Origin of the sequence: Nocardia arthritidis NBRC 100137 (assembly GCF_001612765.1) — a bacterium.
Lineage (GTDB): Bacteria > Actinomycetota > Actinomycetes > Mycobacteriales > Mycobacteriaceae > Nocardia > Nocardia arthritidis.
This window is the reverse complement of sequence record NZ_BDBB01000005.1, coordinates 50,847-73,381: the sequence shown is the minus strand read 5'-3', so window position 1 is coordinate 73,381 and position 22,535 is coordinate 50,847. Positions and strand designations below refer to the sequence as shown.

Genomic DNA, 22,535 nt, shown 5'->3' with positions numbered 1-22,535 from the left:
GCTACTTCCGAAAGACCCCCCGAAGCCTGGCCGGTCAGCGCGTATCAGCGCGATGTGTTGTCGGTCTCCTACCGATATTCCCCGGCGCCGGTCACCCGAAACGCCTACTGTGCGTTCATGGACGAGCCTTTCGATATGGCCCGGTTGCGCGCGGTGGTTCGCAGGGCGCTGCTCGGTGACGCCGCGCTGCGCCTGAGGTTCGAGTTCTCCGAAGGCCGCTTCTGGCAGTGGGTCTGCGACGAGCTACCCGAGGTCGAGCTGGTCGATCTCAGCTGGGCGTCGGATCCCGCCGCGGCGCGGCGCGACTGGGTGAACCGGGCGAACGTGACGCCCTCCCCGCCGCGCCAGCCGTTCCGGATCGCCGCGCTGGTCGACGGGCCCGACCATTTCCATCTCTACGTGGCGATGCACCACGCGATGATCGACGGCTGGGGTGTGAACGCGCTGTGGAGCGCCCTGGTGGACAACTACAGCCGCAAAGACCTGTCGCTCGAACAGCTCGCCGAGCCGGATTCGGTCACCGAGCAGACCGATCGCAGCGCGGCGACCTATCGCAAGATCGCCGCCGAGCACGAGGAGTATCTGTCCTCGGCGCAGTGGGTGGCGGATCGGGACGCGCTGGTGCGCCGCTTCGAGGGCGTGGTCCCCGCGCTCTTCTCCGGCCGCGCGAGCACCCCCGACGTCAACCGGGGACGCCGGCGCGTAGTGGTGGAACCCGCGTTCCTCGACCGTATCCGGGCAACCGGCTTCTCCGTCTTCGCGTTCACCGTTTCGGCGCTGGCCGCCTACTTGACCACCATCCACCGCTCCGAGGAGGTGGTGATCGGCGTCCCGATGCTCAACCGGCACAGCGCCGAGACCTTCCGCACCGCCGGGCACCGGACGAACGTGGTGCCCCTGCGCATCCGGGTCGACCCGGACCAGCCGCTGTCGGCGGTCGCCACCGAGGTGGCCGCGCAGATCCGGGAACTCAAGCGCTACGAGCGTTTTCCATACGGTGACCTGGCGCGCGCGCTCAGCAGCGACCCGACGGCGCCGCCACTGTTCGACGTGGCGTACTCCTACATCAAGATGCCGCCGTCGGATCACCTGGACAAGATCCTCGGCACCCTCGACATCGTCAATCCCGGCACGGTGCTCGAGGCGCTGAACATCCTCGGCGTCGAGCACGCCCGCGACGGCTCGCTGAACCTCCAGCTCTACTACGACAAGGATGTCTTCGACGAGAACTTCCCGTTCGAGTCGGTCGTGCGCGGCATCGGCGCGCTGCTGGTGGCGGCGCTCGACCGGCCCGGGGTGCCGATCTCGGCCTTGCCGCTGATGCCCGCGCGGGAGCAGGCCGCCATCGCCACGTTCGAAGCGGGTCCGCGCGAGGAGTTCCCGTACACCACCGTCGACCGGCTGGTCGCCGACGTGGCCGCCAGGCACCCCGAGCGGATCGCGATCGAACCGGTAGCGGGCTCGGGCGAACAGCCGCTGCGCTACGCCGAATTGGCCGCGCTCGCCGATGGATTCGCCGCCCGACTGCACGCGCTGGGCGCGACCGGCAACGAGTGCGTCGCCGTCGTGCTGTCGCGCTCGACCGAGATGCTCGTCGCTATCTTCGGCGTGTTGCGGGCCGGTTGCGCGTACGTGCCGCTCGACCCGGAGTTCCCGTCCGCCCGCATCGGAACCGTGCTCGCCGACTGCGGGGCGCGCTTCGTCGTGGCGGGGCCGCGGCATCGAGCGGTCTTCGACGAGCTGGGCGTCACCAGCATCGCGGTGGCCGACACCGTCCCGGCGCGCGGCGTCGAAAGCGTCTCGCATCCGGCCGATCTCGGGTACCTCATCTACACCTCGGGCTCCACGGGCGTGCCCAAGGGCGTGATGATCGAGCACCGGTCGGTGGTCAACCGCCTGACCTGGATGCAGCGGCGTTACCCCCTGCACGCCGCGGACGTGATCTTGCAGAAGACGCCGGTCACCTTCGACGTGTCGGTGTGGGAACTGTTCTGGTGGGCGATCACCGGCGCGCGGGTGGCCTTGCTGGAGCCCGGCGGGGAGCGCGATCCGCGCCGCATCGCCGACGCGATCGCCGCGCACGGCGTGACGGTGCTGCATTTCGTGCCCTCCATGCTGGCCGCGTTCGTCGACGAGCTGGCCGCCGACCCGGCGACGGTCGCGCGGATCGGCAGCGTGCGACGGGTGTTCTGCAGCGGCGAGGCGTTACCGCCCGCGCTGGTGCGCCGGTTCCACGCCGTCTTCGCCGCGGCCGGGGACACAGCGCCGCAGCTGGTGAATCTCTACGGCCCGACCGAGGCCACCGTCGACGTCTCCTATTTCGACTGTCCGGCCGACGAGTCGCTGGACGTGGTGCCGATCGGCCGTCCCATCGCCAACATCGACCTGCTCGTGCTCGACCACATCGGCCGCCGGGTGCCGGTCGGGGTGCCGGGGGAGCTCAATATCGCCGGTGTGGGCGTGGCCCGCGGTTATCGCGGCAGGCCCGAGCTGACCGCGGCGGCGTTCGTCGACGACCGCGGGGTGCCGGGCCGCCGCCGCTATCGCACCGGTGACCTGGCGCGATGGCTGCCCGACGGCAACCTCGAGTACCTGGGCCGCTTCGACGACCAGGTGAAGATCCGCGGCAACCGGATCACGCTCGGCGAGGTGCAGAACGCCATGCTCGGCTGTGCCGGGGTGCGTGCGGCGGCCGTGGTGGACGAGGTCTCAGAGGCGCACGGCGTGCAACTGGTCGGCTATTTCGTCGGCGCCGACGTCTCCGGCGAGCAGATCGCCGACCAACTCGCGGCCCGGCTGCCCCGCTACATGGTGCCGTCCCGGTTGATCCGGGTGGAGCGGATACCGTTGACCCGCAACGGAAAACTGGACCGGCGCGCACTCGCCGAACAACTCGTCCTCGGCCACGGCGCCGAGCCGGCGGCGGGCGGCGCGCCGCGCACCGCTGTGGAGACCGGGCTCGCGCAGGTGTGGCGCACCGTGCTGGGCGTCGAGTCGATCGGCGTGCACGACAACTTCTTCACCCACGGCGGCGATTCCATCCTCGCGCTGGCCGTGCGCACCGCGGCCGAACGCGCCGGGCTGTACTTCGACGTGGACGCCTTCTACCAGGCGCCGACCATCGCCGAGCTGGCCAGGGTCGTGCGCGACGACCGCCACGATGAGCGCGGGCGCATCGTGGCCCCCTTGCAAACGGTGCCGCTGATCGACCGCGCCGCGCTGCACCAGGCCGAGGACGCGTTCCCGGCAACGGCCCTGCAACTGGGCATGCTGTATCACAGCATCGAGCGCGCCGACTCGGTCACCTATAAGGACGTGTTCCGCTATCGGCTCGAAATCCCCTGGGACATCACACAATTTCGGAGCGCCGTGGACCGGCTGGTGCGGCGGCAACCCGCGCTGCGCTCGTCGTTCGAGCTGAGCAGGTACTCGGTCCCGCTGCAGATCGTGCACGTCGCGCCACCCTACGAGCTGGAAATCGTCGACCTCGGCGACATGGGCGAGGCGGACGGCGAAGACCTGATCGAGATCTATCTCCAGGAGCGCGCCCACGCGCAGTACGACATCGCGCTCGCTCCGCTGTTCGCCATCCGGGTCTTCGTCCGCCCCGGCCCGCAGGAGCCGGTCGGCACGGTGGACCTGGTACTGAGCTTCCACCACGCCATCCTGGACGGCTGGAGTGTGGCCACGTCGGTGCTGGAACTGCTGCTGGACTACCTCAACCACATCGGCATGACCCGGACACAGGTGGAGGCCACTGCCCATCCGGCCACCGTGCTCGCCGAGTACGCGCAGGCCGAGCAGGGCGCGGCGCACGACGCCGCGGCCCGCGAGTACTGGTCGAGCGCCCTGGCCGGGGCCGAACCCACCGCGCTCACCGCGCTCGGGGTGCACCAGCCCGTGGTCGCGGGCGTGCCGCAAGCACGGGCGCTGGTGCCGCGCAGGCTGGCCGAACGGGTCTGCGCGTTCGCCGCGCGCCACCAGGTGCCGGAGAAGGCGGTCTATCTGGCCGCGCACTGCCTGGCGCTGCGGGCGCTCACCGGCCGCACGGACGTCACCACCGGCGTCGTGAGCCACGGTCGCCCGGATCGCGCGGGCGCCGAACGCGTGGCGGGGCTGTTCCTCAACACGCTGCCGATCCGGCTGGACAGCACCGCGACCACGTGGCGCGCCGCGGTGGAGCAGCTCGCGCGCCGCGAACGTGAGGCATATCCGTTCCGTCGCTACCCGCTGCGGTCGATCCTCGCCGACGGCGGGCCGGTCTTCGAGACGGCGTTCAACTTCGTCAACTATCACGTCTTCCAGCCCATGCTCGTGCTCGACGGCGTGCGCCTGCTGGACTTCGACGCCCGCGAGGAGACCAACTTCCAGCTGCTGGTGACCGCGGCGACCGACCCGCGCGACGGGCGGATGTGGTTGCGGGTCGACGGTGATCACACGCTGACCGCCGAACAGTGCGAAACCGTGGCGCTGACCCAACTGCGCATGCTGGCAGGCATCGTCGCCGACCCCGACGCGGTGATCGACCGTGGCGCGGGCCCCGCGACCGCCCGCGACGTGGGCACGCTGGTGGCCGAGGCTGCGGCGCTGCATCCCGCCCGCGTCGCCCTGGCCGGCGACGACGAAACGGTCACCTATGACGAGATGATCGAAAGCTCCGATCGGCTGGCCCGGCGTCTGGCCGCGCTCGGCGTGTCACCGGGCGACCGGGTCGGCATCCTGATGGGGCGTCGTCCGCAACTGGTGTTGCTCGTGCTCGCCCTGACCAGGCTCGGGGCCGCGTGCGTTCCACTGGATGTCAGTTACCCGCGGGCCAGGCTGAACCTGATGATCGACCGCGCCCGCCCGCACCGGGTGATCGTCGACGGCCCCTATCGCGACATCGTCGACGATGCCGCCTTGGTCCTGGACAGCGCCGCGCTCTTCGACGACTCCGCGCCGGAGCCGGAGGTGGCGCTGCCCGACCACGTTTCGCCCGACGCGGTGGCCTACGTGCTGTTCACCTCCGGGTCGACCGGTGAGCCCAAGGGCGTCGCGATGCCGCATCGCGGCCTGGCCTCCCTGGTGGATTGGCAGAATCGCGCGGCCACCGGCACCGGTCTGCTGAGCACACTGCAGTTGGCGCCGTTGAGTTTCGACGTGTCGTTCCAGGAGATCTTCACCACCCTCGCGGCCGGGTCCACCTTGCGGGTGAGTTCGGCAGATCTGCGCTCGAACGTCGAGCAATTGCTGAACACCGTGGTGGAGGAGGGCATCGAACGGCTGTTCCTGCCGTACGTGGCCTTGCAGGCGTTCGCCGAGGCCGCCGTGGGGCACCGGATGTTCCCGACCGAACTGAAGGTGCTGATCTCCTCCGGCGAACAGCTGCGCATCACCGACGAGATCCGCGCGCTGTGCAAAGTGGTTCCGGGCTTGGTGCTGGAGAACCAATACGGTCCCACCGAATCCCACGTCGCGACCAAGTTCACGCTCACCGGTCCGGCCGACGAGTTCCCCGCGCTGCCGCCCATCGGCCGCGCCGTCGACGGTGACACCGTGGAACTGCTCGACAGCGCGCTGCGGCCGGTGCCGGACGGCGTGATCGGCGAGATCTATCTCGGCGGCCGCAGCATCGCCCGCGGCTACGAGGGCAGGCCCGCGCTCACCGCACAGCGGTTCGTCGCCACGCACGCGGGCGGAGTCCGGTACCGCACCGGTGACCTGGGTGTCCGGCTGTTCTCCGGTGACATCGTCTGCCTGGGCCGCAGCGACAGCCAGGTCAAGATCCGCGGGTTCCGGGTGGAGCCTGCCGAAGTCGAACTGTGCATCCTGAGCCTGGTGGAGAAGTTCCCCGGCATCACCGAGGCCGCCGTGGTGGCCCGCGGTTTCGGCGGTATCGACGGGTCGCTGATCGCGTTCCTGGTCGGCGCGGCCGAGCAGACCGACCTCGCCGCACTGCGGCACGACCTGCGCTCGATGTTGCCCGCGCACATGGTGCCCTCACGGTTCGCCTGGCTCGACGAACTGCCTCGCACGCCCAGCGGTAAGCGCGACGACGCGACGCTGCGCGCCTACGGTGCGGACGCCGCGGAGTCGGTGGCGGCGCGGCGAGAGCCCGCCGACGAATACGAGCGGTCGGCGGTCGAACTACTGGCCGAGTACGCGGGCCTGCGCTCGATCGGCGTGGACGACGACTTCTTCGCGGCGGGTGGCACCTCGATCGGGGCGATGCGCGTGGTGATGGCGCTGTCGCGCCGATGGGGTGTCGAGGTGCCGCTGGACGCGTTCATCGGCGCGCCCACCGCCGCCGGGCTCGCCACGCTGGTGCGCGCGGGTGACGTGCAGCGCACGTTCGACCCGCTGGTGCCGATCAGCGTGGACGGGGTCAAGCCGCCGCTGTTCCTGGTGCACCCCATCGGCGGAAACGTGCTGTGCTACCTGGCTCTCGCGCGTCACCTGGATCCGGACCGCCCGGTGTACGGGCTGCAGGCGGCGGGCGCGGATTCCGGCAGCGCGCCGGAGAAGTCCATTCCCGCGATGGCGGAGTCGTACCTGGAGGCGGTGCGGCGAGTGCATCCGACCGGCACGTATCACCTGGCGGGCTGGTCGTTCGGCGGCTATGTCGCCCTGGAGATGGCCCGCAGGCTCCCCGAGCACGAGGTGTCCAGTGTGACGCTGCTGGACACGATGGCGCTGCGCGAGCGTACGCGAACACCGATCCCGGAGGAGAAACTCATCCGGTGGTTCTTCCTGGAACTGCTGTGGTACGCGCGCGGAAGCCAGTCGGCGCTGGTCGATTTCGAGCCCGACGTGCACAATTCCGAGGATTTGTTCGCGGCGATGCTGGCGGAATCGGTGCGCTCGGGCATCCTGCCCGCCGACAGCTCCCCGCAGGCGATCCGGCGGCTCTACGAGGTGTTCTTCGCCAACTACTCATCGATGCTGGACTACAAACTCGAGCCCTACGACCGCGACATCACGCTGCTGCGCGCGACCGAGGGGCTGCCGCCGGGCGTCGACCTGGCGCACAAGACCGTCGGCAGCATGTTCGACAGCGCCGACAACGGGTGGAAACAGTACGCGGCGCGCCGGTTCACGGTGATCGACGTGCCGGGCGATCACCTGAACATGATGTCCGAGCCGAACATCGGCGAGCTGGGTCTGCGGCTGGACGAGGTGCTGTCGGCCGCCGACCCCGATCTGGACCGTGAGTGGGACGAATCCATGCTGGACGCCTGAGGTCCGCTCACGCCTTCGCCGCGGCCGACCCGCGCAGTACGGCCGCGGTGAAATCATCCAAGGGATAGAACAATTCGATGGCCAGCTCCGACAGCGTCACGTCGGCGGGTGCGCCGAAGGTGGCCATCGTGCTGAACATCGACAGCTCGCCGGCCGGAGTGCGGATCCGGATCGGCACCTCGAAGGGGCCGGGTGGTGCGCCTGCCCCCGCTTCCGAGCCGTCGATTCCGGCCGGCTCGGGATAGGCCGCCACCTCGTCGTGAAGCGCGGCCAGTTCCGCGTCGCCGCTCGCGCTGACCTGCCTGCCGAGCCGCTCCAGGAACAGGGCACGGACCTGGGCGAGGTTGGCCAACCGGCCCGCGAGCCCGTCGGGGTGCAGCACCAGCCGGTAGACGTTGAGCCGCGGCGCCCGCACGTGTTCGGGAACGCCGTCCATCAGCACGCTCATCGCCGCGTTGCCCGTCACCACATTCCACAGCCGATCGATGACCACCGCCGGGTACGGTTCGTGCGCCGTCAGCATGGTGTTCAGGGCGGTGCGGACCGCCGCGAGATGGGCGTCGTCGAAACCGCTCTCCAGGTAGGCGGGGGCGAAACCGGCTGCCACCAGCAGGGTGTTGCGTTCGCGCAGCGGCACCTCCAGCGCGTCGCACAGCCGCAGCACCATCGCCCGGCTGGGCGCGGCGCGGCCGGTCTCCAGGTACGACAGGTGACGCGCCGAGCTGTCCGCGGCCAGCGCCAGATCGAGCTGGCTCAGCCTGCGCCGTTGCCGCCATTCACGCAGCAGGATGCCCGCTCTCGATGGTGTCCGCACCGCTGTCATTCGACCAGCTAAGCACTCGGTCGTGCGGTGCGGCCATGACCTCCGAGGTCATTGCGACGCCGACCTGCGGCCAGCAGGGTTGGCGGCGGGAGCCGATAGGCCCCGCCGGATCGATGAACGGAGTGCTATGAGACCAGCCACCCTGGCTCGCCGCGAGGGGAGCGCCGCGTTCCTGCGAACCGCGCTGCGCGTGGACGGCTGGAGCACCGGGATCTTCGGCGGGGTGCTGCTGGCCGGAGCAGGAGTGCTGCGCGACCCGCTCGGGCTGCCGGTCGGCTGGAGTATCGCGTTCGGAGTGGCCATGGTCGGTGGCGCGCTCGCACTGCTGACGCTCGCACGACGCCCCGTGGTGTCCGCGCGCCACGCGCAGGCGGTCGTCGCGGTCAACGCGCTGTCGGCAGTGGGGATGATCGGACTGGCCGGTACGAACGTCCTGGCGTTGACCGGTCCGGGCGTGGCTTTCCTGCTCGTCGGCGCGGCAGTGGTCGCGATCTTCGCCGGACTGGAATCGGCCGGGCTCCGCAGGCTCGGGTGAGCACCCATGTACCGACCGATCTCGCCTCGCCGACGAGTCCGGCCTCGGCCGCTTGCTCGACGCGCGGATCACCGTGGGCGGGCCGGTGATGCGGTCACGGCATTCGGTCCCCCCCGGATTTCGCGGAACTGGTGACCAGCAGCGGCTGCGGGCTGGGCAGGGACAGCGACGAGCGCCGTCCGGATCAGGATGGCCGTACGGCAGGCCCGACGGTGGCTGTTCACACCGTCCCAGAACACAGATCGTGCCGGTCACGGGTGAGGGGGCACTCTGCGTCCTCGACGGCTCATCGGAATTCCGTTGTGCCTGACTCCGCCGACCGGGTAGAGACATGCGGATGGATGTCTCTATGCCGGAGATCGGATTGCTCGTGCCCGATGACTGGGCGGTATTCCGGCGTATCAGGCTCGCGGCGCTGACCGACGCGCCGCAGTTCTTCGGTAGCACCCTCGCCGAGGCCCAGGCCCGGACCGAGAGCGATTGGCGGCGCGCGCTGTCGGATCGGGCGCAGTTCGTGGCCCGGTCGGACGGCGCAGAAGTGGGGACCGTCGCGGGCATGCCCGACCCGGAACGCGGCGGGGTGCACCTGATCTCGATGTGGGTGGCCCCGTCGGCGCGGGGGACCGGGGTGTCCGACCGGCTGGTGCGCGCGGTGCTCGACTGGGCGGTCGAGGGCGGGCACGACGTGGTCCACTTGGAGTTCGCCGAGCACAATGCCTTCGCCGAGCGGCTGTATCTGCGCAACGGCTTCGTGCGGACCGGGGGCAGCGGGCCGATCGCACCGGGCGACCCGCGAGTGGAATTCGAGATGGCGTGGCGGCCGCCGACGCCCGGTTTGCCCGCCCATCCGCAGGGTATCCGGGCCGCGACGGCATCCGAGACATCCGTCCCGTACCGCGACGCCGAGCACAGGAGGCAGCCATGACCGATCGCAATTCCGCGGACAAGGGGACCGACGACGTGCGGGGCACCGGTGATGTGCCGGCCGAAACCGGGCAGCCGTCCAAGGGTGCGGCGGTGCCGAGCGGTGCCGCTGGTGCCGGCGGGAAGGCCGAGTCGGTGAGTTCGGCCCAGGTTTCGGAGAATGCGTCTGCTGAGGCGCGCAGTTCGGCGGAGAAGTCGGAGCCGGCTGCCTCGGCACGGATCTCGAAGGATGCCGCTGCGCGGCCGGGCGGCGCCGCAGGCGCGGCGGGGGAGCCGGAGACGGTGACTTCGCGGTTGTCGGAGGGCCCGTCCGCGGAGGCTGATGGCGCTGGTGCGGGAGGAGGGACAGAGTCGGTGAGTTCGGCTCAGGTCTCGCAGGATGTGCCCGCGGCAGCGGGCGGCGCTACCGGCGCTACGGGGAAACCGGAGACGGTGGCCTCGGCGCAGGCACCGGAAGGCGCGGGCGCGACAGGAAATGCGGATCCGGAATCCGTGCGGCATTCGGCCGCGGAGGGCAGCAGGAAGGAAACACCGATATACGAGTCGGTTCGCCGCGCCGCCGAGCGTGCCGAGCAGGTACAGGCGGACGCCGCCACCGCCGCCGAACGCGGCGCCGCGGGAATCCCCGGACCGGGGGGCGGCCCTGGCCGCACCCTTCTGGAAATGCTTCGCGACAAGCCCATCCTCGCCGCGATCCCGGCGTCCACCCTCGCCTTCATCCTCTGGCGCGCGTTCCACCGGCGCTGACCCAGTTCACACGCGCCGTCGATAGACCTGCCGGGATCCACCCTCCGGGCCGGGAGCCGCCTCCTCCGCCGGGTGGAAACCCAACTTCTCGTAGAACGCGCGCGCGCCGCCCGCGACCGCGCCGGGGTGATCGAGCCCGAAGGTGACCGCTTCCAGCGTTCCCGGGTTCGGCACGTACCGGCGAATCGCGTCCGCGATGAGCGCCCGGCCGATGCCGTGCCCGCGAGCCTGTTCCGCGACGACCAGCCAGCGCACCCGGTAGACCGGCGGGTTCGACCCGAACAGGATGCCGCCGAGCACCTCCGCCCCCGCGGATCGAGCGACGAGTGCCGTCCCGCGCCCGATGTGCCGCAGCACCGCGGCACGAAACTCGGCATCCTCGGCGGACGCCCCGAACCAGTGCTCGACCTGCCCCGCCAGTTCGAGAAAACCGGCGAGGTCGTCCTCTCGCGCAAGCCTGACAATCATCCGCGCCATCGTGACAGCATCGGTCGGCCGCGTCGACTCGAAGCGGCCCTCAGACTGCGGTGGCTCACAGAGCGGTGTCCAGTTTGGCGAGGAAACGCGCGAAGTGGGGATCGGTGTCGGGCAGGGCGAACCCGGCTATGTCCCACCAATGTTCACCGTCGAACTCACGCGGGTCGAGGGCGTGGCCGCGGGCGCGGTCACCGCGGATCACGTACCAGAGGCTGACGTCTTCGTGCGGGTCGGAGCCGACGGTGGTGGTGACGGTGAGGAACAGCGGATCGGGCCCGACGACGTCGAACCGTGCCTCGACGCCGATCTCCTCGGCCGCTTCCCGCCGTGCCGCGTCGAGCGGATGCTCGCCGGGATCGACGTGTCCTCCGGTCGGCAGCCACAGTCCGGCGAGGCGATGCCTGCCGAGCAGCACCGCCCGCGCCGCCGGATCGACCAGCACGGCATAGGCGACCAGGTGTCGCGGCGGCGTGGCCGGTTCGGCGCGCGGCTGTTGTCGTGCGGCCCGGCGCACGGCCGGGCCGCGGACAATTCACGGTCGCAGTACCGACACCAGGAATTCGGTCTGGTCGTACACGGTCTTCTCGAAGACCTCGTCGAAATAGATATCGAAATGTCCTGCGGGATATCGCTTCACCACCGCGTGCTTGGTGCGTTCGGCGGCGCGCAGCGCCGATTTCACCGGCGCGACGGAGTCGTCGTCGCACAGTGCGTACAACACCGGCATCTTCAGGGCCTTCGCGCGACGCCCCGGCGCGTCGAACAGGGCGGAGAATGCCACGCGCGCGGCGACTTTCGGCTCGTAGGTCTCGCTCTCGTCGGTCAGCCTGCGGAAGCCGTCCGGCACGTCCGGTGCGCTCATCAGCGCCGCGGCCCGCTTGCGCCCGGCGAGCCGGATGCGGACCGGCTTGCGCCGGATCGGCCCGAGCAGCAGGTCGGCGGCCGCGATGGCGGAGACCTTGATCAGGCTGATCGGCCCCTTCGCCAGCGCCGAGGACAGTCCGCTGGTGAACGGCGCCTGCGCGACCACGGCAGCGATGTAGGCGTCGTCCGGCGCGACCGAGAGCACGTGCCCGCCGCCGAACGACGTGCCCCACAGCGCGATCCGGGTCGCATCGATGCCGCGCAGTGTGCGCGCGTACGCGATGGCGGCATGCCAGTCTTCGCGTTGCCGCGCGATGCTCAGCAACTGGCGAGGCGTGCCCTGACTGGCGCCGAAATGCCGATAGTCGAATACCAGGACCGCCATCCCCGCGGCTGCGAAACGCCGCGCGTACCGATCCAGTCCCATTTCCCGATTGGCCCCCAAGCCGTGTCCCATCACCACTAGCGGGCGGGGTTTGGGTGCGCCGTCCGGGCGATATAGCCACGCCGCGCACTGTTCGCTTCCGGATGGGAAGCCGACCTCGACACGTTCCATGGCCACCAACCGTACCCAGTATCCTGGGACGGCGGACGAGTTGGTCGGGCGGCCGCGGCGCTGGGAACGGGCACGGTTGTGCCGCCGCCCGGCGCCGAGGAAAGTCCGGACTCCACAGAGCAGGGCGGTTGCTAACGGCAACCCGGGGTGACCCGCGGGAAAGTGCCACAGAAAACAGACCGCCCACGGCCTCCGGGCCGTGCGGTGAGGGTGAAACGGTGCGGTAAGAGCGCACCAGCGCCCCGGGTGACCGGGGCGGCTGGGTAAACCCCGCCCGGAGCAAGGTCGAAGGTCGCACCGTTCGCGGTGCGGCTGCGCAGGCGCTCGAGGGCTGCTCGCCCGAGCCTGCGGGTGGACCGCTCGAGGCACCCGGCGACGGAGTGCCCAGATGGATGGTCGCCCCCCGGCCCCAGGGCCGGGGACAGGATCCGGCTTACAGACCAACTCGTCCGCCCGCCGGGCGTGCTTCGCAAGTGCGAAGCCCGCCTGGACAGAGCAGGGTCAGCACATGAGTTTGGCCATTTGATAGATCGCCTTGGCCTCTTCGGAGCTGGGCTGGGTGGCGCCGCCCGCGCGCTTGGTGATGTTCGCGACGACGTCGGCCTCCGATTTACCGGCTTTGATGTCCCCGCATGTCTCGGTCAGGACGCTCGCGATCTTCGCGTCGTCCTTTCCTTCGGACAGCTTGGGGAACGCGCCGCGGAAGCTGACGAGGAACGCGCCCGCCTTCACGCTGTCGACCTGCGCGGCGGCCTGCGTCGCGGTCGTGCCGGTGGGCGAGCCGGCATCGCTGGTCTTGTCGTCCCCGCAACCGGTGAGGAGCAGGGCGAAGAGGGTGGCGCCTGCCGCGAGCGCGGCCGTGGTTCTGGCCGCGAACGCGGCGGTAGTTCTGGTCACGCAGCGGCATGCTAGCGGCCTGTCACCACCGTCGCCTCCCGTCAGGTGAACGGGAGGCGACGAGTAGTGGGAGAAAAGAATCGCGCGGTCAGATCGGGTTGATCACGAAAACCTGCGCCCAATAGGCGGCCTGCTCCGGGCCGAGCAGAGGCAACAGGTAGTCGAACAAAATCGATGACATAGGTATGGAGCTCCCAAATTGTCGACGTGTGGGACATTTCGAAGGCGCGGGCGAACCCGACGCCCGTCACGGCGGGCCACGTTAGCAGCGCGGGCGCGCTCGTGTCTCGGGGCGAGAATTTCCGCTGTCCGATTCGTGCGGAACTGGCCCCGATCGTGATCGACGTCATAAAGTAGTCGCCGTTGGCAAGGCCCGGCGCAGGGCAGCGCCGGGCCATTCATACTTCGATCGCGGGAAAGCAGGTCTCAACACATATGCGAGTAGTTCGCTCCATGGTCGCCGGCGCATTGGTCGCCGGCGCCGCTTCGGTTTGCGCGGTGCTGGGTGCGGGTTCCGCAGGCGCCGTCGCGGTGACCCCGCTGCAGGGTGGGGTTCAGGTCGACCTGAGTCCCGCCGACACGGTGTGGGTGCACCAGAACCACGTCGGCCTGGCTCTCGCCGGGTTGCCGCATCCGTCCGCCGCCTCCTTCGGCGAGGCGCTGGACGCCGCGGCCGGGGTCTCGTCCTCGGTGCCGGGTGGCCGGGTCACCTTCACCGTCTACGGTCCGTTCGATCAGTTGAACGGCACCATGCTGGCGCTGCAGTAGGACCGGCGCCTCAGCGTGGAACTCCACCCGCGGATCGTATCGGCGCCGGTCGATTTCGGCGCCATACGTTCCGAGTTCGGGCTGGCGTCGGCGTATCCCGCCGAGGCCAGCGCGGAGGCCCGCGACGCGGTGGACGCGTTCGCGGGCATCCGGGTCGATCGCACGGACATCCCGTTCGTGACGATCGACCCGCCCGGGGCCATGGATCTGGATCAGGCCCTGCATATCGAACGCACCTCCGGCGGCTTCACCGTGCATTACGCCATCGCCGATGTAGGCGCCGTGATCACCCCCGACGGCGCGCTGGCCGAAGAGTCCGGCGCCAGGGGGCAGACCTTCTATCTTCCCGACGGCACCGTGCCGCTGCACCCGCCCGTGTTGTCGGAAGGCTCCGCGAGCCTGCTTCCGGAGCGCACGCGCCCGGCCGCGCTGTGGACCATCGACCTCGACGAGCAGGCCGAGCCGGTGCGGTTCTCGGTGGTCCGTGCCCTGGTGCGCTCGCGGGCCCGGTTCGACTACTTCCGCGTGCAGGCCGACGCGGAGTCCGGTCGGCTGCATCCCTCGATCGCGGCACTGCCCGAATTCGGAACTCGGCGCATCGAGGCGGGGCTGGCGCGCGGCGCGATCGGGCTGCGGTTGCCCGCGCAAGCCGTGGTCGAGGACGATCGCGGCGACGGGCATTGGCGGCTGGTGGTGCAACCGCGTACCGCCGCCGATGACTGGAACGAACAGGTCTCGCTGCTGACGGGCATGTGCGCGGCGCGGATCATGCTGGACGCGGACGCGCCCGCCCGGGAGCGGGTCGCGCTGCTGCGCACCATGCCGCCACCGTCGGAATCCGCGATCGATTCGATGCGGCGAACCGCGCAGGCGCTGGGCGTGGCGTGGTCCGACGGCGAATCGGTCGGGCGGATGCTGGCAAAACTGGATACCGGCACACCCGCGGCGCTGGTACTGATGTCCGAGGCGACAACCCTGCTGCGCGGTGCCTCCTACACCCTGGTCGACGGGGTGTCAGGGGAGCCGCTCGCGCCGGAGAATCTGCGGCACAGTGCGATCGGCGCCCCGTACGCGCATGTCACCGCCCCGCTGCGGCGGTTGTCGGACCGGTTCACGACCGAGATCTGTCTGGCCAGGTGCGCGGGAACCGAGGTGCCGCGTTGGGTGCGTGAGGGGCTGGCGGGCGCGGCCGACGCCATGCGACGCAGCGACAACGTCGCGGGCAAGATCGAACGGGCCTGTATCGACCTGACCGAGTCGAGCCTGCTGGCGCCGCGAACCGGCGCGGAGTTCGACGCCGTGGTGGTGCGCGAGGCCAACGGCAACCGGCCTGCCGTGGTCTTCGTCGCCGACCCGCCGGTGCTCGGGTCGTGCGTGGGGAATCCGCCGGAAGGCGAGACGGTGCTGGTGCGGCTGCTGTCGGCCGAGCCGGTGGAGCGGAAAGTGTCGTTCGAGTATCCGGCGTGAAGGCCGGGGTTCGATTACCCGAACAGCGCGGCGGCGGTGGCCGGATAGCGGCTCAGTTCGCGACCTGCCGCCGCGTCCTCCGCGGCCGCGAGAATCTCGTAGAGACCGGCGTCCTCGCCCGCCGCCGCGGCCTCGGCCGCGCGGTGCAGGATCGCCTCGTGCGACTCCACCGCGTCCCGGTGATCGCCGAGCACGGTTTGCAGCTTCTTCGCGCGGCTGCCGCGCTCGGCGGCGTCGTCCCCGAGCACCTGCTGCGCCGCCTCGCACGCATACCGCAGCCGCTTGGCGCTCTTGCGGATATCGTGCAGCAGCTCCACCCGGTGCAGCGGGTCGACGGTGGGCTCGGCGCGAACCAGGGACTGCACCCGGTCGAGGTCGCGCCGCAGCACCTCGCCGAAGAAGTCCGCCGCGGACGCCGTGGCGCGGGAGTGGCGCAGCGGCGGATCGGTGCGCCACCCGTCCAGTTCGTCGCGCAGCTCGCGGTAGCGCGCGCCGTTCAGCGCGGCCAGCACCTCGTCGTGCGCCGCGCGATAGCGCTCGCGCTCGGCGTCGACCAGACGCTCGGTGACGGCGTCGAGGCCGGCCCGCTCGGCATGCTCGGTGAGCAGTTCGGCGAACCGATCGGCGCGTACCTCCGCGTCCCGCGCCGCCCCGAGCAATCCGGCCAGCCACTTGAGTTCCGCGCCCATCGCGGCGGCGGGTTTCTTCACGAGCAGTCTGCCGTAGGACCGCAGCACGCTGCGCAGCCTGCGGGTGGCCACCCGCATCTGATGGACCGAATCCGCTGCGTCGGCACGGACCTCGGGCTCGGCGGCCAAGAGCCGGTCGATGTCCTCGCGCAATGCGGCGACCAGTGCGTTCCCGGCCGTGACCACCGAGCGGGCCCCTGCTTCGGCGAATCGGTCGGTCGCTTCGATCAGGTGGTGGGTGATGCCGGGTTCGCTCGCCGCGTGCCCGGCGTCGTCGACGATGTGCAGGACCGAGCCGGGCCAGGCGCGATGCAGATCCCATGCGCTGACCGTCGGGCAGACGATGTCGTGACGGCCCTGGACGATCACGGCGGGAATGTGGGCGATGGCGCCGATATCGCGCAGCAGCTGGCCCTCGTCGAGGAACCCGCCGTTGCGGAAGTAATGGTTCTCGATGCGCGCGAACGCGAGGGCGAATCGGGGATCGGAGGTCTCGGCCACCCGATCCGGGTGCGGCAGTAGCGAACTCGTCGCGCCCTCCCAGCTGGACCAGGCGATCGCGGCCGTACGAGCGAGCTGCTCGTCGGGCGCGTGCAGCAGGCGGTGGTAGACCTCGACCAGATCACCGTCGCGTTCGGCCTCGGGCACCGGCGCGAGGAACTTCTCCCACTCGTCCGGATAGACAGAGCCTGCGGCGCCGTTGTAGTACCAGTCGATCTCCTTGCGCCGCAACAGGAAGATCCCGCGCAGCACCATTTCGGTCACGCGGTCGGGATGCCGCTGCGCGTAGGCCAGCGCGAGCGTGGACCCCCACGAGCCGCCGAACACCTGCCAGCGATCGATGCCGAGATGTTCGCGCAACGCCTCGATATCGGAGATCAGATGGCCGGTGGTGTTGTACTCCAGACTCGCGCCGTCGGCCAGGTGCGGGGTGGATCGGCCGCATCCGCGCTGGTCGAACAGCACGATCCGATAGGCGGCCGGATCGAAGAATTGCCGATGGAACGGCGCGGTCCCGCCGCCGGGGCCACCGTGCAGGAACACCACCGGCTTGCCCTGCGGGTTGCCGCTGACTTCCCAGTAGACCGACTGGCCGTCGCCGACCGCCAGCATGCCGGAGTCGTACGGCTCGATCGCGGGATAGCGGGTGCGCATCCGACCGCCCGGCTCAGAACGCCAGACCGGAGGCCAGATCCGGGATGCCGAGTGCCTCCACGGCCTGCTGACGCACGTCCGGGCAGCTCTTGGTGGTGAGGCGGTCGACGATCGGCTTGTCGGCCAGTACCGCGCCGTTGATGCCGCCGTTGCGCAGCGCCCACTCGTGCACCAGGGCGTTGAGCCCGATCTTGCCCAGGGTGCCGCCCTGGATCCGCCAGTTGGACAGCTCCGGCCGGATCATGTCGCACAGCTGGACCGCGGCGGCGTCGGAGATCTCCGGGGCCGTCGGCGTGACGCGGCCGGAGGTCGTGCCCGGCGCGGCGGTGGCCGACACCGTGGTCGAACTCGAGCTGCCGGTGGGGGCCGGGTCCGAGTCGCTGCCGCAAGCGGTCAACGCCCCGGCGGCGAATACGCCCGCCACCAGCAGGGTGCTGCGTGAAATCCAACGGCTGTACGGCATGGGTACCTCTGGTCGTGTCGGTAATGTCGGCATCGAGTCTGCCATTGATTCCGGCGACCGGCCCGAACCGGCCGTTTTCGGTGGGAATAGGTCAGCGCAGACGCCGATGTGGCTCGCCGAGCAGACCTTGCGGCACATACGGCACTGCTACGCCCGGGAGTCCCCCGTGCCGTCGGGTCTATCGATCGACACGGATCATCGGAAGTTCTGGTCGTACCTTCGCGATGGAGTCGTAGTCGGCGTCCGCGTGAAGGAGTGTCAGGCGATGCTCGAGGGCGGTGAGAGCGATGACGATGTCCATCGGCGACGGCCCGCGATGATGGCCGATTCGGATCAGATCACGCTGCACCGCCAAGACTTGACGCCAAGGATCGTCGAGCGCGGGGTACCAGCCGAAGGTGCGTCCGAGAACCGCGAAGAACGGTTCGAAATCCTTGCCCGACCGAACGGAAACCATGAGTTCGGCTTCGACCGGCGGGCAGATCGCGACGAGTCCTTGCGCCACCTGGTGTGGCCATGGGTCGTGTACCTGGCCGCGGAGCAGTCGCCACACGGCCGAGGTGTCGGCGAGGTAGGTCAACGCCGGGACCGCTCCTCGCCGGCCAGCACGTCGAAGTCCAGGATTTCTTCGGCATTGGCCTGCAGCCAGGCCAAGCCGCGGGCGCGATCATCCGCGGACAACCCCGCTGCGATGGCCAATGCCCGGTTGATCGTGTCACGCTTGGTTCGTGTGCCCAGCTGCTGCTGCGCGAACTCCAGCGCGGCATCATCGAGATCGACTACGGTCCGCGACATATTCCGCACCTCCTTTGATATAAGGATATACAACAGTATATCAAGAGAGGTCGCGGTGTCAGAAGCTGTGTTCCGGCCCGGGGAAGCTGCCGCGACGCACTTCGTCGGCGTAGGCCGCGGCGGCGGCGCGCAATTCGTCACCGACATTGCCGAAGCGCTTGACGAATTTCGCGGTCTTGCCGCTGGTGTAGCCGGCCATGTCCTGCCAGACCAGCACCTGCGCGTCGGTGTCCGCGCCCGCGCCGATGCCGACGGTGGGAATGGTCAGTTTGCGGGTGACCTGCCCCGCCAGCTCGGCCGGGACCATCTCCATGACCACGGAGAACGCGCCCGCCTCCTGGACCGCGATGGCGTCGGCGATCAGTTGCTCGGCGCCGTCGCCGCGGCCCTGCACCCGGAATCCGCCCAGCGTGTTCACGCTCTGCGGGGTGAAGCCGATGTGCGCCATGACCGGGATGCCCGCCGCGGTGATGAGCGCGATCTGCTCGGCGACGCGCTCGCCGCCTTCCAGCTTCACCGCGTGCGCCCCGCCCTCCTTCATGAACCGGGTCGCGGTGGCCAGCGCCTGCTGCGGGGAGGACTCGTAGGTGCCGAACGGCAGGTCGGCCACCACCAGGGCGTGCGGCGCGCCGCGCACCACGCCGCGCACCAGCGGGACGAGTTCGTCCACGGTGATCGGTACGGTGGTGTCGTAGCCGTACACGACATTGGCCGCGGAGTCGCCCACCAGCAGCACCGGAATGCCTGCTTCTTCGAACAGCCGCGCCGAAGAATAGTCGTAGGCGGTCAGCATCGCCCAGCGTTCGCCGTCGGCCTTCATCTGCTGCAAGTGGTGCACCCGGGTCTTGCGCACGACCTTCTCGGTCTTGCCGGGCACCGCACCGTAGGCAGGGGTTTCCGAATCGGATACGGACATCATCGTCCCTTTCGTCTGTGTCGCCTCGGGGCCCGTCCGGGTCCCCGGGATTGTCTGACGAGTATCAGTGTGCCACTCGCCGCCGAGGCGGATTAAGGCCGATGACCGGTGCAATTGGTCACAGCGCCCGTTGGTCGCCCGGGGGCGGTGCCCGCGGTGACTCGATGGCAATATCGACGGCATGTCGACGGTGCGAAGTGGGCGCGGTGTGTTCCCGGTGGCGGTGCTGGCCTCGGTCGCTGTCCTGATGTCGGGGTGCGCCGTCACCCGCACCGAATCGGGGCAGCCTACGCCCACGCCGCCCAGCGGCCTGGAGAGGTTTTACGGGCAGACGGTGCAGTGGGGCGACTGCGCCGGATTCGGCGGACCCGACGACCGGCTCCCGCCGAGTACCGAGTGCGCGCGGATCAGCGTGCCGGTGGACTACGCGGCGCCCGACGGGCCGACCGCGCAGCTTGCGGTCTCCCGGATCCGGGCGACCGGGCGGCGGGTCGGTTCGCTGGTGATGAACCCGGGCGGGCCGGGGGAGTCCGGCCTCGGCCTGTCGTCGCTGGGTAACAAGACGGAGTTGGCCGAGCGCTTCGACCGGGTCGGTTTCGACCCGCGCGGTGTCGGCTCCTCCACTCCCGTGATCGTCTGCCAGACGCCGCAGGAGCAGGACGCCGAGCGCGCCGAGCCGGAGGAGGACTACACCCCGTCCGGCATCGCCGACGCGGAGGCCGACAACCGCCGGTACGCCGACCGTTGCGCCGAACGCACCGGAAAGGACTTCCTCGCCCATGTCGGCACCCGCGAGGTCGTCCAGGACCTCGACGTCATGCGCGCCGCGCTGGGCGACGCGAAGCTGACCTACGTGGGGTATTCCTACGGCACGAAGATCGGTTCGGCGTACGCGGAGAAGTTCCCCGATCGGGTGCGCGCGATGGTGCTGGACGGCGCCATCGACTCCTCTCAGGACCCGGTGCAGGAGTCGCTGCGGCAGGCGGCGGGCTTCCAGAAGGTGTTCGACGCCTACGCCGCGGACTGCGCGCAGCAGCCGGACTGCCCGCTGGGCGCCGATCCGGCGCAGGCGGTGCCGCGGTTCCGCGCGCTGGTGAACCCGCTGTGGGACAAGCCCGCGCAGACCACCGATCCACGCGGGCTGACCTACGGTGACGCGCTCACCGGCGTGCGCCAGGCGCTCTACACCGACGAGTTGTGGAAGGTGCTCACGCTGGGGCTGTCGGAGTTGCGCGACGGGCGTGGCGATACGTTGCTGGCGCTGGCCGACCTCTACGACGGCCGTCGCGACGACGGCAGCTACGCCAACACCACCGACGCGTTCAACGCGATTCGCTGCGTGGACGATCCGCGCGTCACCGATCGCGAGGTCACCGGACGTCAGGACGCGCAATACCGTAAGGCGGCCCCGTTCCTGGACGACGGCCACGCCACCGGCGCCGCGCCGCTGGAGCTGTGCACCGCCTGGCCGGTGCCGAACACGAGTGAACCGCATCGCATCTCCGTGGCCGGGCTGCCGAAGACTGTGGTGGTCTCGACGACCGAGGATCCGGCGACGCCGTACCAGGCCGGGGTCGACCTGGCCGGACAGTTGGGCGCCGCGCTGATCACCTACCAGGGCAACCGGCACACGGTGGCGCTGGCCGGCGGCGTGCCGTGTGTGGACGACGCGGTCATCGCCTATTTGGTCGACCTGACCGAACCCGCTCCCGGTCTCACCTGCTGAGCGGGGCGGGCGCGGTTGCTGGTCGGTGACACCGTCCGGCCCGAGTCCGGAAAAAACTCACAAACGGGACAATACGGCTGTGCGGAGTCTTCCGAAAAAATCCAGGTCAGCAATCTTAAGCGTGTATGTAACACAGATTTAACGCCGGATGCTTACGCTCGCGGGCATGGATCGCCAGAAGGAATTCGTGCTGCGGACGCTCGAAGAGCGGGACATCCGCTTCGTACGTCTCTGGTTCACCGACGTCTTGGGTTACCTGAAGTCCGTCGCGATCGCGCCCGCCGAACTGGAAGGCGCGTTCGAAGAGGGTATCGGCTTCGACGGCTCGGCCATCGAGGGCTTCGCCCGGGTCTCCGAGGCCGACATGGTCGCCCGGCCCGATCCGTCGACCTTCCAGGTGCTGCCGTGGGCCACCAGCAAAGGTCACCAGCACTCCGCGCGCATGTTCTGCGACATCACCATGCCCGACGGCTCGCCGTCCTGGGCCGACCCGCGCCACGTGCTGCGCCGCCAGCTGAACAAGGCGGGCGACGTCGGCTTCAGCTGCTACGTGCACCCCGAGATCGAGTTCTTCCTGCTGGAGAACGGTCCGCACGGGGCCGCGCCGGTGCCCGCCGACAGCGGCGGCTTCTTCGACCAGGCCGTGCACGATTCGGCGCCGAACTTCCGCCGCCACGCCATCGACGCGTTGGAGTCCATGGGCATCTCCGTGGAGTTCAGCCACCACGAGGGCGCTCCCGGCCAGCAGGAGATCGACCTGCGCTACGCCGACGCGCTGTCCATGGCCGACAACGTGATGACCTTCCGCTACCTGATCAAGGAAGTGGCCATCGACGAGGGCGTGCGCGCGACCTTCATGCCCAAGCCGTTCGCCGAATACCCGGGCTCGGCGATGCACACGCACATGAGCCTGTTCGAGGGTGAGACCAACGCCTTCCACGACCCCGACGATCCGCAGAACCTGTCGGAGACGGCGCGCGCGTTCATCGCGGGCATCCTCGAGCACGCGCCGGAGATCAGCGCGGTCACCAATCAGTGGGTGAACTCCTACAAGCGCCTCATTCACGGCGGCGAGGCTCCCACCGCCGCCTCGTGGGGCCGGTCCAACCGCTCGGCCCTGGTGCGCGTGCCGATGTACACGCCGAACAAGTCGTCCTCGCGCCGCGTCGAGATCCGCAGCCCGGATTCCGCGTGCAACCCCTACCTGACCTTCGCCGTGTTGCTCGCGGCCGGTTTGCGGGGCATCGAGAAGGGCTACACGCTGCCGCCGGAGGCGGAGGACGACGTGTTCGCGTTGACCGTCGCGGAGCGGCGCGCGATGGGCTTCCGCGAGTTGCCCGGCACGCTGGACGAGGCGCTGCAAGCGATGGAGCGCTCCGAACTGGTCGCCGAGACCCTCGGCGAGCACGTGTTCGACTTCTTCCTGCGCAACAAGCGCCGGGAGTGGGCGGATTACCGCAGCCAGGTCACGCCGTTCGAGCTCAAGGAATACCTGGGGTTGTGATCCGGGCGATG

The 22,535-nt window shown here is 69.8% G+C and carries 18 protein-coding genes, 1 other RNA gene and 1 pseudogene; 9 read left to right on the top strand and 11 right to left on the bottom strand.

The features are described 5' to 3' along the window. The first annotated feature begins 117 nt into the window (after positions 1–117). Complete coding sequence (locus NA8_RS04395) at positions 118–7,218, top strand: non-ribosomal peptide synthetase (protein WP_084466543.1); 7,101 nt, start codon at positions 118–120, stop codon at positions 7,216–7,218. A 7-nt stretch (positions 7,219–7,225) separates the two neighbouring features. Here the strand turns inward: NA8_RS04395 and NA8_RS04390 are convergent, their stop codons facing one another. After that, positions 7,226–8,041, bottom strand: coding sequence for a helix-turn-helix domain-containing protein (locus NA8_RS04390; RefSeq protein ID WP_063049067.1), 816 nt, complete (start codon positions 8,039–8,041; stop codon positions 7,226–7,228). A 127-nt stretch (positions 8,042–8,168) separates the two neighbouring features. On the opposite strand from NA8_RS04390, the gene NA8_RS04385 reads away from it, so the two are divergent. From NA8_RS04385 to NA8_RS04375, 3 genes are all read left to right on the top strand, one after another. Continuing rightward, positions 8,169–8,576 (top strand): hypothetical protein, encoded by a 408-nt coding sequence (locus NA8_RS04385; RefSeq protein WP_063049066.1) that lies wholly within the window; start codon positions 8,169–8,171, stop codon positions 8,574–8,576. A gap of 337 nt (positions 8,577–8,913) precedes the next feature. Beyond that, the gene (locus NA8_RS04380; protein WP_218019401.1) at positions 8,914–9,501 is read left to right on the top strand and encodes a GNAT family N-acetyltransferase; all 588 of its coding nucleotides are present in this window, start codon (positions 8,914–8,916) and stop codon (positions 9,499–9,501) included. Beyond that, on the top strand, positions 9,498–10,247 hold the full coding sequence (locus tag NA8_RS04375) for a hypothetical protein (RefSeq protein WP_063049065.1): 750 nt from the start codon (positions 9,498–9,500) through the stop codon (positions 10,245–10,247). Before NA8_RS04380 ends, NA8_RS04375 begins: the two co-directional genes overlap by 4 nt. 6 nt (positions 10,248–10,253) lie before the next feature. Here the strand turns inward: NA8_RS04375 and NA8_RS04370 are convergent, their stop codons facing one another. The 3 genes from NA8_RS04370 to NA8_RS04360 all read right to left on the bottom strand — a co-directional run bounded on the left by NA8_RS04370 (position 10,254) and on the right by NA8_RS04360 (position 12,144). Continuing rightward, positions 10,254–10,715 (bottom strand): GNAT family N-acetyltransferase, encoded by a 462-nt coding sequence (locus tag NA8_RS04370; protein ID WP_063049064.1) that lies wholly within the window; start codon positions 10,713–10,715, stop codon positions 10,254–10,256. Between the two features lie 64 nt (positions 10,716–10,779). Beyond that, positions 10,780–11,238, bottom strand: a complete 459-nt coding sequence (locus tag NA8_RS04365) for an NUDIX hydrolase (RefSeq protein WP_063049063.1) — start codon at positions 11,236–11,238, stop codon at positions 10,780–10,782. An 18-nt stretch (positions 11,239–11,256) separates the two neighbouring features. Next, positions 11,257–12,144, bottom strand: coding sequence for an alpha/beta hydrolase (locus NA8_RS04360; protein ID WP_063049237.1), 888 nt, complete (start codon positions 12,142–12,144; stop codon positions 11,257–11,259). Between the two features lie 36 nt (positions 12,145–12,180). On the opposite strand from NA8_RS04360, the gene rnpB reads away from it, so the two are divergent. Continuing rightward, positions 12,181–12,596: RNase P RNA component class A (gene rnpB, locus NA8_RS04355), an RNA gene on the top strand. 49 nt (positions 12,597–12,645) lie between these two features. Here rnpB and NA8_RS04350 read toward each other — a convergent pair. Continuing rightward, entirely contained in the window at positions 12,646–13,041 is a 396-nt protein-coding gene (locus NA8_RS04350; RefSeq protein WP_063049062.1) for a hypothetical protein, read from the bottom strand. Positions 13,042–13,494: 453 nt separating this feature from the next. On the opposite strand from NA8_RS04350, the gene NA8_RS04345 reads away from it, so the two are divergent. Next, positions 13,495–13,809, top strand: a complete 315-nt coding sequence (locus NA8_RS04345) for a hypothetical protein (RefSeq protein WP_245663670.1) — start codon at positions 13,495–13,497, stop codon at positions 13,807–13,809. Between the two features lie 15 nt (positions 13,810–13,824). Then, complete coding sequence (locus tag NA8_RS04340; protein ID WP_084466517.1) at positions 13,825–15,276, top strand: RNB domain-containing ribonuclease; 1,452 nt, start codon at positions 13,825–13,827, stop codon at positions 15,274–15,276. Positions 15,277–15,290: 14 nt separating this feature from the next. Here NA8_RS04340 and NA8_RS34870 read toward each other — a convergent pair whose 3' ends face one another. The 6 genes and pseudogenes from NA8_RS34870 to panB form a co-directional block, all read right to left on the bottom strand. Beyond that, on the bottom strand, positions 15,291–16,151 hold the full coding sequence (locus NA8_RS34870; protein ID WP_169810460.1) for a CHAD domain-containing protein: 861 nt from the start codon (positions 16,149–16,151) through the stop codon (positions 15,291–15,293). Positions 16,152–16,166: 15 nt separating this feature from the next. Next, positions 16,167–17,120 (bottom strand): annotated as a pseudogene (pip, locus tag NA8_RS34865) (prolyl aminopeptidase); the annotation flags it as partial. Positions 17,121–17,133: 13 nt separating this feature from the next. Next, positions 17,134–17,583 carry a hypothetical protein gene (locus NA8_RS04330; protein WP_063049060.1) on the bottom strand — a complete coding sequence of 150 codons (450 nt, stop codon included), beginning with the start codon at positions 17,581–17,583 and terminating at the stop codon, positions 17,134–17,136. Between the two features lie 178 nt (positions 17,584–17,761). Beyond that, on the bottom strand, positions 17,762–18,163 hold the full coding sequence (locus tag NA8_RS04325) for a PIN domain nuclease (protein ID WP_063049059.1): 402 nt from the start codon (positions 18,161–18,163) through the stop codon (positions 17,762–17,764). After that, a complete protein-coding gene (locus NA8_RS04320) occupies positions 18,160–18,378 on the bottom strand; it encodes a type II toxin-antitoxin system VapB family antitoxin (RefSeq protein ID WP_063049058.1) in 219 nt (72 codons plus the stop codon). The genes NA8_RS04325 and NA8_RS04320 overlap by 4 nt, the downstream gene beginning before the upstream one ends. A 58-nt stretch (positions 18,379–18,436) precedes the next feature. Continuing rightward, positions 18,437–19,294, bottom strand: coding sequence for a 3-methyl-2-oxobutanoate hydroxymethyltransferase (gene panB / locus NA8_RS04315; RefSeq protein ID WP_063049057.1), 858 nt, complete (start codon positions 19,292–19,294; stop codon positions 18,437–18,439). A gap of 181 nt (positions 19,295–19,475) precedes the next feature. Between panB and NA8_RS04310 the strand changes: the two genes are divergently transcribed. Both NA8_RS04310 and glnA read left to right on the top strand, forming a co-directional pair. After that, the gene (locus NA8_RS04310; RefSeq protein ID WP_084466516.1) at positions 19,476–21,020 is read left to right on the top strand and encodes an alpha/beta hydrolase; all 1,545 of its coding nucleotides are present in this window, start codon (positions 19,476–19,478) and stop codon (positions 21,018–21,020) included. A gap of 166 nt (positions 21,021–21,186) precedes the next feature. Beyond that, the gene (gene glnA / locus NA8_RS04305; protein WP_063049056.1) at positions 21,187–22,524 is read left to right on the top strand and encodes a type I glutamate--ammonia ligase; all 1,338 of its coding nucleotides are present in this window, start codon (positions 21,187–21,189) and stop codon (positions 22,522–22,524) included. The last annotated feature ends 11 nt before the right edge of the window (positions 22,525–22,535 follow it).